The 303-nt window shown below is 70.3% G+C and carries 1 protein-coding gene; it reads left to right on the top strand.

What is annotated here, in order from left to right:
* Nucleotides 1–25: 25 nt before the first annotated feature.
* Nucleotides 26–303: hypothetical protein (locus IG88_RS39975; RefSeq protein WP_037837590.1), on the top strand; the 278-nt coding region annotated here is incomplete at its 3' end.

The raw sequence follows: 303 nt of genomic DNA, 5'->3' as shown, positions 1-303 counted from the left end.
GGCGCGGTTGCGGGAGTCCGCTGCCGTGGCGGAGGCGTCCGACGCGGACGTCGCCTGGTCACTGCTGACGGCGCGGTCCGCCATGGAACACCGCGCCGTCGTGCTCGGCGAGAACCGTGCCGAGTTCCTGGCGGGCCTTCAAGCCCTTGCCGCCGGAGAGCCGGCCGGGAACGTGGTGCGCGACGTCACCGCCGACGTCGGACGCCTGGCTCTGGTGTTTTCGGGTCAGGGGTCTCAGCGGTTGGGTATGGGGCGTGAGTTGGTGGGTTTGCCGGGGTTTGGTGAGGTGTTCGGTGAGGTGTG

Origin of the sequence: Streptomyces sp. NRRL F-5650 (genome assembly GCF_000721365.1) — a bacterium.
GTDB lineage: Bacteria > Actinomycetota > Actinomycetes > Streptomycetales > Streptomycetaceae > Streptomyces > Streptomyces ardesiacus.
Note: the sequence above shows the minus strand (reverse complement) of the source record. Positions and strands in the feature narration are given on the sequence as shown.